The 14,095-nt window shown below is 65.6% G+C and carries 15 protein-coding genes and 1 pseudogene; 8 read left to right on the forward strand and 8 right to left on the reverse strand.

Annotated elements, in window-relative coordinates; genetic code table 11:
• The first annotated feature begins 113 nt into the window (after nucleotides 1-113).
• Nucleotides 114-991, forward strand: a pseudogene (locus M1P99_RS23530) (IS5 family transposase).
• A 1,920-nt stretch (nucleotides 992-2,911) separates the two neighbouring features.
• On the opposite strand, the gene M1P99_RS23535 reads toward M1P99_RS23530, so the two are convergent.
• The 8 genes from M1P99_RS23535 to M1P99_RS23570 form a co-directional block, all read right to left on the reverse strand.
• Nucleotides 2,912-3,085 (reverse strand): hypothetical protein, encoded by a 174-nt coding sequence (locus M1P99_RS23535; RefSeq protein WP_304454753.1) that lies wholly within the window; start codon nucleotides 3,083-3,085, stop codon nucleotides 2,912-2,914.
• Nucleotides 3,086-3,702: 617 nt separating this feature from the next.
• Nucleotides 3,703-3,969, reverse strand: coding sequence for a hypothetical protein (locus tag M1P99_RS23540; RefSeq protein WP_304454754.1), 267 nt, complete (start codon nucleotides 3,967-3,969; stop codon nucleotides 3,703-3,705).
• Nucleotides 3,970-5,006: 1,037 nt separating this feature from the next.
• Nucleotides 5,007-5,411 (reverse strand): phosphotransferase, encoded by a 405-nt coding sequence (locus M1P99_RS23545; RefSeq protein WP_304454755.1) that lies wholly within the window; start codon nucleotides 5,409-5,411, stop codon nucleotides 5,007-5,009.
• A 418-nt stretch (nucleotides 5,412-5,829) separates the two neighbouring features.
• Nucleotides 5,830-6,744: an aldo/keto reductase gene (locus M1P99_RS23550; RefSeq protein WP_304454756.1), complete on the reverse strand. Its 915-nt coding sequence runs from the start codon at nucleotides 6,742-6,744 to the stop codon at nucleotides 5,830-5,832.
• The gene (locus M1P99_RS23555; protein ID WP_304454757.1) at nucleotides 6,741-7,922 is read right to left on the reverse strand and encodes a cupin domain-containing protein; all 1,182 of its coding nucleotides are present in this window, start codon (nucleotides 7,920-7,922) and stop codon (nucleotides 6,741-6,743) included. The genes M1P99_RS23550 and M1P99_RS23555 overlap by 4 nt, the downstream gene beginning before the upstream one ends.
• 10 nt (nucleotides 7,923-7,932) lie before the next feature.
• A complete protein-coding gene (locus M1P99_RS23560) occupies nucleotides 7,933-8,064 on the reverse strand; it encodes a hypothetical protein (RefSeq protein ID WP_304454758.1) in 132 nt (43 codons plus the stop codon).
• Between the two features lie 119 nt (nucleotides 8,065-8,183).
• Nucleotides 8,184-8,456, reverse strand: a complete 273-nt coding sequence (locus M1P99_RS23565; RefSeq protein WP_304454759.1) for a hypothetical protein — start codon at nucleotides 8,454-8,456, stop codon at nucleotides 8,184-8,186.
• 11 nt (nucleotides 8,457-8,467) lie between these two features.
• Nucleotides 8,468-9,037, reverse strand: a complete 570-nt coding sequence (locus M1P99_RS23570) for an ATP-binding protein (protein ID WP_304454760.1) — start codon at nucleotides 9,035-9,037, stop codon at nucleotides 8,468-8,470.
• 355 nt (nucleotides 9,038-9,392) lie between these two features.
• On the opposite strand from M1P99_RS23570, the gene M1P99_RS23575 reads away from it, so the two are divergent.
• From M1P99_RS23575 to M1P99_RS23605, 7 genes are all read left to right on the forward strand, one after another.
• Entirely contained in the window at nucleotides 9,393-10,610 is a 1,218-nt protein-coding gene (locus M1P99_RS23575; protein ID WP_304454761.1) for a helix-turn-helix transcriptional regulator, read from the forward strand.
• Nucleotides 10,607-11,536 (forward strand): phosphotransferase enzyme family protein, encoded by a 930-nt coding sequence (locus M1P99_RS23580; protein WP_304454762.1) that lies wholly within the window; start codon nucleotides 10,607-10,609, stop codon nucleotides 11,534-11,536. Before M1P99_RS23575 ends, M1P99_RS23580 begins: the two co-directional genes overlap by 4 nt.
• Nucleotides 11,537-11,909: 373 nt before the next feature.
• Nucleotides 11,910-12,626 (forward strand): PIN domain-containing protein, encoded by a 717-nt coding sequence (locus M1P99_RS23585; protein WP_304454763.1) that lies wholly within the window; start codon nucleotides 11,910-11,912, stop codon nucleotides 12,624-12,626.
• On the forward strand, nucleotides 12,616-12,861 hold the full coding sequence (locus tag M1P99_RS23590) for a hypothetical protein (protein ID WP_304454764.1): 246 nt from the start codon (nucleotides 12,616-12,618) through the stop codon (nucleotides 12,859-12,861). The genes M1P99_RS23585 and M1P99_RS23590 overlap by 11 nt, the downstream gene beginning before the upstream one ends.
• A 96-nt stretch (nucleotides 12,862-12,957) precedes the next feature.
• Nucleotides 12,958-13,263, forward strand: a complete 306-nt coding sequence (locus M1P99_RS23595; RefSeq protein ID WP_304454765.1) for a hypothetical protein — start codon at nucleotides 12,958-12,960, stop codon at nucleotides 13,261-13,263.
• Nucleotides 13,264-13,435: 172 nt separating this feature from the next.
• Complete coding sequence (locus M1P99_RS23600; RefSeq protein WP_304454766.1) at nucleotides 13,436-13,723, forward strand: metal-dependent hydrolase; 288 nt, start codon at nucleotides 13,436-13,438, stop codon at nucleotides 13,721-13,723.
• A 29-nt stretch (nucleotides 13,724-13,752) separates the two neighbouring features.
• Nucleotides 13,753-13,920, forward strand: coding sequence for a hypothetical protein (locus M1P99_RS23605; protein ID WP_304454767.1), 168 nt, complete (start codon nucleotides 13,753-13,755; stop codon nucleotides 13,918-13,920).
• Nucleotides 13,921-14,095 lie beyond the last annotated feature (175 nt).

Genomic DNA, 14,095 nt, shown 5'->3' on the forward strand with positions numbered 1-14,095 from the left:
TCAGGGGCAAAAGCACCGATCTGGTCACGCCAGGCGTGTCACCCCGCACATAGGCGAAGCCTTCGGTAGATCAGTCAACGACCAAGAAGACCAAGCCCACCGAAGGCTTCGCTGTGACCCTACCCGGCCCCGGGCGCGGTGACCTCACCGACGCCCAATGGTCTGTGCTCGAACCGCTCCTGCCCGTGCCGGCCACCGGCCGTCCGCCCTCGCGCTCCAAGCGCACCCTGATCAACGGCATCCGCTGGCGGGTGCGGGCCGGCGCCCCCTGGCGCGACGTACCCGAGCGCTACGGCCCCTGGCAGAGCGTCTACGACCTCTTCCGCCGCTGGACCCGCAACGGCACCTGGGCCCGAATTTTGGACGCCCTGCGCGCCCTGGCCGACGCGGCGGGCCTGATCACCTGGCAGGTCAACGTCGACTCCACCATCGTGCGCGCCCACCAGCACGCCGCCGGAGCCGCGAAAAGGGGGAGGGCCCAGATCACGAAACGGACGAGCCCGACGACCACGCTCTGGGACGCTCGCGGGGCGGGTGGACCACCAAGATCCACCTGGCCTGCGAGCAGCGCCAAAAGCCCTTGTCGGTGGTGGTCACGGCCGGCCAGCGCGGGGACGCCCCTCAGTTCGAGCCGGTCATGGAACGTATCCGCGTGGCGGGGCGGGATCGCAGTGGTCCGGCGCGCACCCGGCCGGTGCGGGTACGCGCGGATAAGGCCTACAGCTCGAAGAAGATCCGTGCCTACCTGCGCAGACGCAAGATCAGAGCGACGATTCCCGAACCCGCCGACCGGGTGCGCAACCGCAAACGCAAGGGGCGGAGTGGGGGTCGTCCGCCCGGCTTCGACAAGGTCGACTACCGGGCCCGGCACGCGGTGGAGTGCGGGATCAACCGGCTCAAACGCAACCGGGCGGTGGCCACGCGCTATGACAAGCTCGCCCTTCGCTACGAGGCCACCGTCCAGATCGCTGCCATCAACGAATGGCTCTGACTTTCCAAACAGGCCCTAGTCGGGCGGCCCCGGCCGGAGAGTGTTCCGCTCGCAGATGTGGGAGAGCTGCGGGCATCCTCCAATGCTGCGAACAAAAAAGCGACCAGGGTTTCCCCTGGTCGCTGAACCTCCGCTGTCCCCCCTCAGTGAAAGCCCACAGGCTCCTCCTATCGGCGTCCCCCCTCAATTGCGCCAGGCGGAGGTGCCAGTTCCAAGCCAACTATACCCGCTAATCCGATGATCGCAGGTTCGCACCCTGCCGAGCGACACAAATACCAGGTCACAGCCTTCTGGAGGTACCAGCCCTCGCTCGCGCCGACATGTCGCCACACCAGCCACGCGGTACTTCCAGCCGCCTACCGCGTCACCCTCCTTGATATCGGCCTGCAAACCAGCCAGTGAGGTGGATCTGCTAGGGCGTGTGTGAGGTCGTGATCAATGTTCGTATTCCGCTGCGGGATCAGGGTGGATCGCGGTAGAACGCCGGTATGACACCACCCTGATCTACCAGGGGACCTTTGATCCGATCGGCAACCGGCCCGGGAGCGAGGAAACCCCAGGCCAGCCGGGGTGAACCCGCCTGCTGTCTTGGGGTGAGGGTCGGCCTCTCGCTCCTGGTGTGCTCGCCGGTCCGGCTACGGCACCGGTGCCTTCACCCGCGCTGGCCCCCCCAGCTCGTTCGACACCACACCGAGCCCACGCTCGACCCCGCAGGCAGTCAAACGGACGCGACAGAGAACCCCTCGGATATGTAGAGGCCTGCGCCCCACCGCCCGACCGGTGGCGATCCGCCCCATCCCCCCTACGCGCCCGCCCGGCACGGGAACCCGCATTGGCCAGGGGAGGGCCGTCACACGCCCCAACCCGCCCCGCCCAGCGCACCCCGGGGTAGATGTCCCGTCCCCGGGCGCCGGGGCCCACGTCCGGGCGCTGACGGCCCCACACACCCCCGGTGCGGGCCCCGGCGCAGGGCCGGGGCGAGCCCCGCGCTGGTACCGAACGGACGGCTCCGACCTGTGGAACCCTCCGCTGACCAGGGCTGTGGTGTCGGCGGAAGGCGGTCGGGTCTCGTCACCGGCGGGCCCCTCCCCCGTATCGCCGCCTCGCCCTGGTCATCCGTGGAGAAGACACCCCAACAGCGGATGCGGCATCGAACCCGTGATCTCGCACGGCCACACACCGCGCGGACCGAGTTCCCTTGCAGCAGCCCGGGGCGAAGCACCGCTCCTGGGCGCCGGAAGGACCGCGTCCAGGGAAGCCAGGGCCGGGGTCATCCCGAACGCGGACGCGGACGTTCTTCGTCCGCACCGCCGATGGCATCGGCCCACCTCTTCGCCCCGGACCGAGTTCCCTTGCAGCAGCCCGGGGCGAAGCACCGCTCCTGGGCGCCGGAAGGACCGCGTCCAGGGAAGCCAGGGCCGGGGTCATCCCGAACGCGGACGCGGACGTTCTTCGTCCGCACCGCCGATGGCATCGGCCCACCTTCTGGTGGCTGTCAACGCCAAGCAGAAGAAACAGGAAGCAAGAAGGGAGACAACGTGGGGGCACAGCGAGGCAGCCAGGAGAGAAAAGTCTGGCCCAGGAGGCGGGGCGGGCGGCGCCCGCACACCGCCAGGCGCCGCCCGCCCTACGTGAGGATGACTACCCACTGGGTATAAGTGTGGGTTTCCAACGGCCCACCCGCAGCGGCTGTGACCTGCACTGATAACGCGAGCAGGGTGGGCCGATCTAAGCGGCCCCGCCACGGGCGGAGTCACAGGCACAGCCACAGGTCCACTGACCGGCGGAGTCACAGGTCAAGTCACAGGCCCTCGTCCGGCCCGCACCACCACGCGCCCGAGACCGGACGCACGGCCGCGATACCGGTGCGGCACCGTCTCCCTTCAAGTCAAGGCCAGACGGACCATCGGCTCGACGCCTTCAGCGGATTCCGGTGACCACCGAGTGGATCCCACCCGCCCCGGACAGCGTGGCCCGCTGCGCCTCGCGCACCCCACTCCCGCAGGACCACCCGAGCCAGTCCAGGATCAGGGGCGGCCAGTGCACGGCGCCGCGCGGTTCGAGCGCCCGCACCACCGCCCCGAGAACCCGCACACAGCACCTTTTAATATGTGGATCAATAAAGAAAAGAACAGCGAATACAGAGGAGAGAGAACAGGCCGACAAGAACGGGAGAGTAGGGTCACCGGAGGCACCCGTGGCGTGCGGCGCCTCCGGCTCGCCGGGGGCGCCGCACGCCCCCTATGTGAAGATGACTACCCACTGGGTATAAGTCTGGACACGCGTTGGACCACTTGAGTAGGCCCTGACCTGCGGTTATGCGCTTGGAGAGGGGGTCCAGCGAGGCGGGCCACCTGTTGGACCCCTTGTTGGACCACTCGTTGGCCCAGGTTCACTTCGTTCTCACATCGTTCTCACTCCGCACTTAAGGGACCACAGGGACCGGCATCATCAGCGCTGTGGACCAAATTTCAAGAAGGCTCCCTCTCGCCTTTCCGCAGCACCACCGGCACGGCCCCGCAGGCGGTCGCGCAGGGCCTTGGCAAAAGCACCATCCCAACGAAATACCGGTCAACGAAAGCCGGTTACCACCGAGCGAATCTCGCTCACCGGCACCGCCGAGGTCGCCGGCAACCCCACCCCGACCACCACCGGCCGACGCCGAAGGGGCTGCCTCCAGGTGGAGACAGCCCCCAGGCCGCGACTCGAGGTCAGACCACGAGTGCCCGTTGCGCGTCCCACTGGCGGATCAGCCCAGCCAGCTCGTCCCACTCACCAGGGGTATTCGTAGCGACCGCTTCGGCGGGAACGTTCGATGCGGGCCTTCCGTGGACGGAGGTGGGCAGTGCCGGTCGTCGTCGCTTGGCCCGTTGGCGCTGTTCGTGCGCGACCAGGTACGGGCGCACCGCCCGCACCCCGTCCTCGTCCACACACCAGCCGAACTCCGGCAGCTCTACCGGGGTATCGGGCTCGGTCACGTTGCTGCCCTCTGTGAACAGCGACCACGCCCGATCTGTGTGGGAGCGCCGCGCCTCGTCATAGCGCCGCACCCACTCCGGCTCGGGAGCCGGGCGCATGGTCGCGGTGTTCGGGGGTTCCCGTCGCGGTGACGTCTTCCGAGCTTCCAGCTCCGCCGGGCGCGAAGGTGGCGCGAACCCTACTCCGACGATCGTGGCGAGCGCCGCGCCCACGGCCCACCGCACACGGCCGGCCCATCCGTGCCGGCGCCTGCGGTGCCGACCCGTACCATGACTCATAGATCTTCCTCCTGCTTACTCAGGTGGCGGATCACGCCTCGGGTCGGTGGTGGCTCACTGCCCGAGGCGCCTTCTCTTCTGTGTTCTTTTTGGAGCTCGTGCGCCCGTGTTCAGGGCGGGGAGTGTGTCAATGGCGCCGAAGGTCGGCCGCCCTTCGGAGCTGCGCTTCCTCACCCCCATGCGACACGGAGCAATCGACTCGGTTAGCTGGTGTCGACGCCCGCCATGAGCAGGGCAAGGTCGGCGTTTGTCAGGGCAGTAACAGGCATGACGAAGAGCCCCATTTCAGGCATACGAATAAATCCGGTCATATGGGAATGGTCGTGTTCACCCAGGCTGAACAACGATTGTGATGTTTTCCTATACTCGCGAGAAGTTTCAACCCGGATGACTCAGAAAAGTCATGGGGCCCGAGAATCAGGGGCCATGAGACGACGGCCCAGCACGGCCGTCAAGCGCCCGTCGCGCGCGTAACACCCCTGTGGGCGCGGACAAGCCCGCGCAGGGGATTATCCGCACCCACAGGGCGGTGTCGGGCCGGTCAGCCGGGCCTGACGGTCACCCCGAACCGGGCGCTGTAGTAGCCCCTCGCCGCCCTCTGGCCATGCTCGGCGCAGGCCAAGATCTACGGTCACCGATCGCTGTTGCCGGTGGGGGACCCGCTCTCGCGGTGGAACCCGTTCGAGTCTTAGCCCCTATGTCCTGGGTGGGGGCACGGGCGCAGGCTCAGCTCACTATGCCAGCCCCGTGTCGTGCGGCTATTGCGAGGTTGAAGTCAGCAGTTCGACCACGAACCGCTGCACGTAGGGAGCCAGTCGGGCGTGGAGTTCGTCCCGTTCGCTCGCCTGGATGATCTCGGCGCAGATGATCAGGTGTGCCAGGCGCCCGTCGTCGGTGTCGAGCACGTCGGCGAAGACCTGGCGGACCTTCGCTGCGGTCTCCGGGGCTGGCAGGGCGTAGGCGTGCAGGACGGCGGCGTCGTACCCGGCCGGCGCCGCGCCCCACCCCTCCCAGTCGATGATGCTCAGCGGGTTGTCGGTGAGGTTGGCCCAGTGCAGGTCGCCGTGAGAGGTCACCCAGCTTCGCACGGTTGTGTCGACCCCGGTCTCGGCGATTTCGGGGATGTGGTTGGGGATGCGGTGGACGAACGCCTGGGTGAACACCTGGCGTCCCTCGGGCCTGGGAACTCTTTGGAGAGCATCCAGAGCGTGGCGTAGGCCGCTCCACCATCGGGGTTCGGCCTTCACAGGGGCAGTGAGATCCGGGGTCGCCGACACAACCGTCCCCGGCAGTCGTTCCCACAACAACGCTTGGAAGACCGGTCCCTCTCCCCAGGTGTATTCGCTGAGCAGGCGCGGCTGGGGAACACCGTCGCCGATCAGCTCGGCGGCGTGCGAAGCCCCTTCCCACACCTTCCCCCCAGGCTTGGGGGCGGACGTGACGCGAAGCCAGCAAGAAGAGCCTTCGGCGGTGGCGACCGGACCGCTCAGAGTCCGGCCGCCCACACCGCGGTGCAGCGTGGCATCCGGTGGTGCGACCAGGTCCAGGGCTGCGACCGCGTGATGCCAGGCCTGTTCCAGGTCAGGCGTTTTCTCGGGCGAGGAGGAGGTCACTGATGTCCTTGAGTCGGTTATCGGGCAACGGTGGGCGGGCCGCTACCGAGGCCGCGCTCGACCAGTGTCCTGTACTCGAGGTGCTGATCAGCATCCCCGTGAGGCCGGGTGCTGAGGCGGTCACCATGAGGGCTGCCTCGGCGGGTGAGGCCCTGTCGCTGATGTGGTGGGCGAGGCGTTCGTTCACCAGGTGGACGAGTTTGCCGCCGTGGAGTGGGGCGGAGGCCCACACTTCCAATCCTGCCTCGTGTGCTTCGGCGAGGGGACCGCTTCCGGTCAAGGCGTCCTTGATCGGGGCGATGTTGACCAGTGACACGGGCAGTTGGACGGCGGACAGACCGGTCTCAGCGCTTCCTGAGGCTTCGCGGGACAGTCGGAGTAGGTCGGGCACGCTGAAGGCTTCGGTGAATCCGGACCAGGTGGCGACCCCGTACCCCGTGATCTGTCCGTCGGCGCGGGCTTCCTCCAAGGCGATGAATCCGCCCCGGATTCGATCGTGCAGCCCATCGCGGTCGCCATCGTGGTGATGGTCGGGGTTGTGCAGGTACACAAGGTCCAGGCGTGGCCGTCGCAGTTCCAGCCGGTTCATCGCGATCTGGTGGCGGACGTAGTCGGCGGCGATGCTGTGCAGGCCACGTGCTTCCTCCGCCGCAAGGGCTCCGCTGGACACGGCGATCTCGGCCTGGCCAGGGGGCATGTGGCCGACCTTCGAGGCGATCCGCACCTGTGGGTTGGCTTCCAGGGTGGAGGCGATGGCGCGCTGGTGGGTGCCGTGCCCGTAGACGGGGGCGGTGTCGATGAGGGGGCAACCGGCCGCAGCCGCGATGCGCGCCGAGTGGGCGGCGTCGCGGCTGCGGTAGGTGCCCAGTCCGAGAAGGGTCACTCTTCGCCCTCCCAGACCAGGGCGCCGTCGTCCATCAGTCGCCGTAGCAGGGACATCAGGGCGTCTTCGGAGATCTCCGGGGCGAGTCGACACAGTTCCTTGAAGGTGACCGGTTCGTGGTCGGCGAGGCGGTGGAGTACCGGGGCGGCCACCGGTGCCAGACGCCAGCGGCGCCCCTGAGCCGAGAGAACCACCTGTCCGTTCTTTTCGCTCACGGTGCCCCTGCGAGATGCCAGCCGTAGGCGGGAGGACGCTGACAGCGTCCCGGTCACGGCGACCGGCAGGCTGAACGCCATCCTTGCCGTGGCGGTCTGGTTCAGGTGGTCCCAGTACTCCTCGACCACCCCGGGTGACTGGAGCCGCTGAGTGATCAGCTCGGCCAGGCGGTAGGTCCACGCCGCCTGATCGCCCCTGTTCCGGGGGACGTCGCTGCGAACCTCGAGGTGTTCGAGCATCAGCCCGTTGATCCAGTCGAGGAAGTCCGCGCCGGTCGTGGTGTTTAGCCCGCAGGTCAGGTGCAGGCTGGGCTCTCCCTCCGAGGCCGATGCGGCGTGCCAGCACCCCCGGGGGACGTGGAGCACGTCGCCGCGCTCCATCGTGAACTCGTCGACGGGCTCGGTGGGGGCGTTGTTATCCACCTCCACGTCGGAGTACAGCGGTGCCTGGCGGGTGGTGCCGTAGATCCGCCAGCGCTTGCGCCCGGAGACCTGGAGGACGATGACGTCGTGGTCGTCCCAGTGGACGCCGAAGCCTTCCTTGGCGGTCCAGGAGGCGTAGGCGTTGACCTGGACGCGGGTGCCCAACCACGCTTCCAGCTCAGCGGCCACGGTGTTGATGGGCGGGTGCATCTCGTCGATCGCATCCACGACCAGCGTGGCGCCCTGGCGGAGCTGTTCGTGGAACAGGTGCGGTACCGGGGCGTTCCAGTTGGGCATACGCCGATAGGTCTGCAGACGGGTGTACTGGCCCACGTCCACCGTCTGTCCGTCCGAGAGCCGCATCCGGGGCACGTCGAGACGTCGGGTGGCGAGGAGTTGATTGAGGTCGGGCCAGGTGAGCAGGTGCGCGAAGTCGGTGGCTTGGGTGGCGTTCGCGGCATAGCGGCGGTGGGTGCGGCCGAGCACCTGGGCGGGGAACTGGTCCCCGCCCAGACGGCCGCTGATCAGGTCAGCGGACACGGGTGTTCTCCTAGCGGATGCCGTCGTTGGTGTCGGAGCGGCCGGTGCCGCCGCCATCGGAGGGCTGCTCGCCTCGGCTGCGCTCGGCCCGGATGTCCTCGACCGCGACCACCAGGTCGCCGTCGAAATGCGTGCTCTGCATCTGCGGTTTTCCCTTCATTCGATTTCTTCGTGGAGTGCGGTGACAGGGCCCGTTCCTTGCAGACGCGTGTCACCGCGATGCCTCGTGGCCGGCTGGACGGAGCCCGACCGCGAGGCGCCCTACCTCCCCGCTCGGGTGGTCACGAGCTGGGAGAGTTCAGTGGCATCGGTGCTGGCTCCGAAGCTCTCGGCGAGGACTGTCTCGGTGAGTAGGATCCGGCGGTGCAGTTCCTGACAAGTGGGCGCGGACAGCGGGACGACGTGGGCACGGCCTCGGTAGAAGGCGAAGAAGGCCCGCGAGCCCGGCCCCCACATCACGAGCCAACGGCTCCGGTGACGCAACTGGAGCTGGCAGGCGGCCGTGTACTGGTCGTGGTCGTCCCTGATGTTCAAGGCCACCGCGATCACCGCTCGGCGTGGTCGACGGGCCGGTCGGGGTTGCGCTCGAGGCGGTCCACCTCGAACCAGACACTGGTGCGGCCGTCGTCATGGTGGATGGTGCCCCACCGACTCGCGTCCGTCGCGACCAGGTGCAGTCCGCGCCCGCTCTCGTTCTCAGGGTCAAGGGGCCGAAGGCGGGGAACAGTGATCTCCCCCTCGCGAGGGCCGGCGTCAGTGATGCGCACCTGCGTCCGGCCCGCCAGTTTGAACACGCTGATGGTGACCTCGCCGCCCGGATCGCCCGATCGGGTGTGGCGGATGCAGTTGTTGAACAGCTCCGAGGCGAGCAGCGTGACCGGGCGAATCTCCCAGTCAGGGAGGGACGCCAGTGTCCGCAGGCGACGGCGCATGACCGTGGCGTAGAAGGGGTCGCCGGGAACCGTCATCGCGGACCCGGTGACCTCGGGATTCGCCTCCAGAAGGACCGGGGCACGGTCCGAAGCTGCGGTGGCGCGCTTGGGCAGCGCAAAAACGTCTCGCTTCGCGGCGCCGGTCTCCGTTTCCTCCGCCCGGTCCACCAGTGCGGCCCTCATCCCCATCACCATCCTCCCGTGCCTGGTCACCGTGCCTTGTGCGTCAGTTCCAGGTCGTTGACGAGTTCTCAGTTTCGGGTTGACGCGCCTCCGGTTCCCATGAACAGGGGTGATGATCGCTATTACGGTGGTGATGCTTTTGAGAGCAAGGCTGGCCAGGCGGACCAAGATCCCTGTTACATGGGGAGCGAACATTTCCCCGTCCAAGGGACCCATGGTGCCGATATGCGCGAATTGCGGCAGGGAGAGGACATCTGTCGCCGATACGAAGAAAAGGTGTTCGTGTATACCCAAGGGATTCTGGGACGCCCCTGAAGCGCAGGAAGCCGCCGGGCGCCTCGACGCGGGCTCCCTGGTGCGCCTCCTGCGTTCGCGCACCGACCTGTCCCAGGAAGCCCTCGCGCGTTTGACCGGGCTCTCCCAGTCGATGGTCTCCCAACTCGAATCACGCAAGCGCGAGTTGAAAGACGTCGTGAAGCTGCGCCGCTTCCTCGACGGGCTCGGGGCGCCCCGAGTGACGACCTCACGCACGCGACAGGAGAGCGTCGAGAGCACCAGGCTGTTGGCACACGCCGCTCAGGTCACCATGGGCGCGGCGGAGATCGACCCCCACAGGTGGCGCGGGCCGAACATCCCCGAGACGCCTTTGCCCGTCCGGCGGGTGACGGGAACCGACGTGGACCACGTCGAGACAGTCACCAAGGCGCTGCGGGCCGCCGACTACCAGCTCGGGGGCGGCGCGTGCTTGGACGCGATCATGGCGCACCTGGCCTACGCCCATCGGCTGCTGCGCGCGGCCAAACCCGCGAACCAGCTCGGTCTCCAGCTCTACCGGGCCGTCGCCGATCTGCACAATCTCGCCGGGTGGGCGAGCTTCGACGTGGGCCGCTACAAGGTCGCGGCCGAGCACCTGTCCCTGGCGCTGGAGCAGGCCCAGTACATCGAGGAGCCCTCGCTGGTGGCCAACGTGCTCTACCGGATGGGGCGCCTGCACCTGCACCGCGGCCACACCGTCCAGGCCCTGCGGTTCCTGCAACTGGGACAGATCGCCGCCCAGGACTCCGGGTGCGAGCGCACCGTCGCGCTCATGTGCGCCAACGCCGCCTGGGCCTACGCCGTCCTCGATGACCAGAAGCGGTCCATGGACTCCCTCGCCCGCGCCCACGACGCCTTCGCCCGCGCCGAGGCGGACACCACTCCGTGGGTGCGGTTCTTCCACGAAGCCGACCTGGACGCCATGTCCGGGGTCGTTAACGCCGCACTCCCCACCCCTTCGCCTCGTGCGTACACCGCCACGACCGAGCACCTGTACCGGGCCGTGGACGCCCGCAGCCCAGCCATGGGCCGCAGCCAAGCCTTCGAACTGACCACCCTGGCCACCGCCCACATCCGCAACGGCGACCCCGACCAAGGCGTGTGCGTCGGGCGCCAAGCCGTCGACCTCGCCCGCCAGGTCCGCTCCGTGCGCGTCATCGACCGGCTCGCACCGCTCCAGCACGCAGCCCTGGCCTACCGAACCCGGGGCGAGACAGCAGAGCTGGCCGCCGAGATTGCTACCCTTCGCACATCATGAGCACCACTCCCGCCCCCTCCGCCGGCTCTCGTTTCGCCCTCACTCGCGATCGCGTCCACGACGTTCTCGCGGCCCTGTGCGAAGAGGCCGGGCTGGGCACCAAGGCGGCCGAGGACGCCGAGCTGATCAAGTTCACCAACAACGCCGTCTACCGACTCCCGGCTGCGGGGCTGGTGGTGCGCATCTCCGGGTCCACGACCGTGGCCGAACGTGTCCCCGTGGTCATCCAGGCGGCCCGATGGCTCGCCCAGCACGACGCGCCCACGGTGCGGCTGGTCGAAGAGATCCCCCAACCGGTACAGGCATGCGGGGCTACAGCGACTTTCTGGCACCTGGTCCCCTCCACCAGCCCGGATGCGACCGGCACCGACCTCGGGCGCATCCTCAAGCACATCCATGCCCTGCCTGCACCGGGTTTCGCGCTGCCATCGTGGGAGCCCTTCGCGCGCATCCGCAGCCGCATCGCAGATGCCGAAGGGCTGGCAGAGGCCGACCGGGTCTTCCTCACCGAGCGCACCGACCACCTGGAACTGTTGGTCCAGGACCTGGAGTTCGAACTTCCCGCCGGGGTGCTCCACGGCGACCCGTTCATGGGCAACCTCATCCCCGGCCCCCACGGTCCGGTGATCTGCGACTTCGACAGCCTCAGCCACGGCCCCCGCGAATGGGACCTCGTCCCCGCCGCCGTCGGAAAAGTCCGCATGGACTACCCCACAGACCACCACAGCCCGCTCGCGACCGAGTACGGCTTCGACATCCTCACCTGGCCCGGATTCCCCGTCCTACGCCAACTCCGCGAACTCAGACTCGTCACCAGCGTCCTCCCGGTCCTCAACACCAACCCCGGTCTGCGCGCCCAGTGGCGCCACCGCCTCGACACCCTCCAACGCGGCGACACCGCCACCCGCTGGTCCACTTACCGGTAGGCGCAACCAGATGTATCGGGCGACGGGAGGCGATCTCCCGACACACAAGAGCCTCCATCGAACTCGGTACGAGACACCGAGGCTTGCGGCCTCGCTCAGACGAGCCGCTTTGAAACCCCATTCCCCGCTTGTGATGGAGGTAAGAGCAGTTCAGCGACCATGACAGCACCCACCACAGAGAGGAGCTCGGGAGACAATCACGAAGAGCAGACACCCAATCCCGACTCAAGAATCATCACGAAAAAAGAAAGAAAAGACAATGACTTGGCATTTTCTCAAAAATAACCGAGACCACTCATTGACTACAGAAAATCTTGCTACCTTGCTGCGAGTTCTCAGGAATTTAGTCGGAGAATTAAACGGGGATCCAGTAATGGCTGCCAACAGGTATCTAATATGGTCAGAAAGGGCCGAGTCGGAGCTAAAGCTCATATATCAAGACAGGGAAGCTTCACACAAACTTCATTCTGAGAGATACTGGCAAATCCGAGCCATGTCTGATTCCACGCACCGACCACACTCGCTCATAAGACTAGAGATCGAAGATCAGATTGATTTCATCTCCGAACTAGTCGACCAAATAGAGCACTATAGAAAAATTCTCGCCGTCGACGAAACGGAGAGTTTGATCCTACTAGATACCAACGTCCTGGTGCACGGAAAGCCGTTTGAGATGGTGGATTGGCAAGAACTGACAAACTCCAAATCTGCATGCCTTCTATTTCCCTTGGTGGTAATAGATGAGCTAGACAAGCTCAAGGATACTAAACAACATAAAGCAAGAGTACCGCTCTCTTCCCTGGATCACCTAACTTCTAACATAGACGCCTTTCAGAGAATAAAGGCAAGAAACCGCGTAGATATTCAAATTACGAACGAACCTCTTGAACACACTCGTCTCCTCAGGGTAGACGACGAGATAGTACGCCAGGCATCCTACTTCCAGGCCGCAACCGGAAACACTGTAAAAATAATCACGCGAGACAGGGGGATGAAATTTCGGGCCGCAGCCTCAGGGCTCTCTGCAGAAATACTACCTAGAGAACTAGAGCGATCACAGCAGCAAGAAGGAGCAAATAGTGGAGAATGATAGAAGCGTGGCAACAAGTGTCCCTCGGGATGAAAGTGAGCGAATCGAACTGCTCGCCGAGCGACTCGACGGCTGGGAATACCTTCTCTTCGGCCACTACCTAAAAAAGTTCATTAATGAGATTGAGTCAAAATGGAGAGACTACCACTTGGGGTACAGCATGTCGGTAGGACTCAAAATTGACGAACTCTCCCTGGGAGAAGAACTTAATGATAGAATATCCAAAGTGATGTAAATCTCCGGAAACCTGGAGAAAATTATCTCCCGGCGAGCACAAGAAATTTCCTTCGGTCGGCCCGGCGAGCCTGGAAATCCTGAGCTAATCAAGCACATGGCCGAGCGTCTGATCACCACTTACGAGCAACTCATAGACTGGGGCAACGAGATAAGATCGCTCCGAGTTTCAGAGGATTCAGAAGGCCTGCTAGAGATAACGGCGCTTTTTGTTGAGCAGCCGATCGAAGAAGTCAGAAATTTCACATTAAGCTACGTCGAAAGCATAGAAGGCGCAATGAAGAGAATCGCCAGTGGAAGCTCCGAGCCCATATCTGTCGACATGAGGCTTACTTTTGACTTCCCAGAGGATCTCCAACAAAGATTCAACGAAGAACTGCGCAGTCTGGCGGACAGAAATTGAATCAAGGGGCAGTTTCTCTAGAAATATTCCACGCCCCCTGTAGAATTTGATGTGACTACCGCTGAAGTCATGCCACGCCACAGCCTCTACCGACCCCGGCACGAGACAGTCGGCGCTCGGGTTGGTGTGTGTGCTCCGTCTGTGGGGCCGGTCGGCTGTGCAGGGTGCAGGGGTGCTGGCTGTCCTGGTCGCGACCGCGGCCGTGGTGTTGCCGGGCGCGTCCCCGTGGCTGATCGGTGTGACGGTCGCAGTCGGCGCGTTGACGCAGATCCTCGGCGACTGGTTGACCCGCTCGGGTGTTCCACTCGCCTGGCCGATGGTTCACCGTGGGAAGCGCTGGTGGTTGTTCCGCAGCCCGGTCGCGTTCGTCACTGGCAAGTCCCGTGTGGAGGACGCGATCAGGTGGGCGTTCATGGTCAGTGGTCCGGCTGTGGGAATGTTTGCACTGGTCGGAGCGTAGACCCACCAGGAGGCGATGCAGTGGAGCCGGTGAATGAGAAGCTCAGCGCCCACCAGGCCGCCGCGGACCGTGAGATCGGATATCTGGCGGATTGGGCCGATCAGCGGGTACGGCGACCGGTGGAGCGTCGCGTCGGCGAGGTGCGGTCAGAGGTGATGTTGAAGGCCCGGGCCTTGTCGGAGTCGGACGCGGAGTGAGCGCGTATCCTGGTGGTAGGCGCTGATCCTCCCGCATGGTGGGGTAGGCGTCTTCCTGGCCCCGCCTCGTGCGGGGCCTTTCGCGTGTATCAGGCACGCCCGCGCGTTCCATACCGCGTGTGAGATCCCCCGCTGATCACGATCACCGACACCGATTCCCCTATGACTGTCGTCA

Source organism: Nocardiopsis sp. YSL2, from assembly GCF_030555055.1.
Taxonomy (GTDB): domain Bacteria; phylum Actinomycetota; class Actinomycetes; order Streptosporangiales; family Streptosporangiaceae; genus Nocardiopsis.